Origin of the sequence: Desulfocucumis palustris, from assembly GCF_002933875.1 — a bacterium.
GTDB lineage: Bacteria > Bacillota > Desulfotomaculia > Desulfotomaculales > Desulfocucumaceae > Desulfocucumis > Desulfocucumis palustris.
Window position 1 is genome coordinate 1 of the sequence record NZ_BFAV01000007.1, and the last position, 456, is coordinate 456.

The following is a 456-nucleotide window of genomic DNA, read 5'->3' on the forward strand; positions in this document are numbered from 1 at the left end:
GCATCGAAGTCCAGGGTGACATTGTATGCCAGCTCATCCTCGTCCCCATCCAGGCTCACTGTTACATCTATACCGTCATCACCGAAATAATCATACCCCGCGTCAGCAAAATAATCATTCAGAGTGTCTTCAATGTTGCTTACACTGGCATCATCATCCTCATCCCAGCTATAAGCATATGTGCTGCCATTGTATTTTACATAATAACCGGAATTATCATTATCCACCGCTTTCCCTGTAATATCCGCGTCTTCATAATCCGTGCCATCGATCTCAGTGTTAATCTTTGATTTTACAGCATTTAAAAAGGTCTTTATTTTAGTTTCGCTGATATCTTTCAAATTATCATAGCTATCTGCAGCATCGAAGTCCAGGGTGACATTGTATGCCAGCTCATCCTCGTCCCCATCCAGGCTCACTGTTACATCTATACCGTCATCACCGAAATAATCATAC

The 456-nt window shown here is 42.3% G+C and carries 1 protein-coding gene; it reads right to left on the bottom strand.

Translation table 11 applies throughout. From position 1 onward, the window contains the following. A partial coding sequence (locus tag DCCM_RS18355) for a hypothetical protein (protein WP_207655517.1) occupies positions 1-456 on the bottom strand: 456 nt, incomplete at both ends.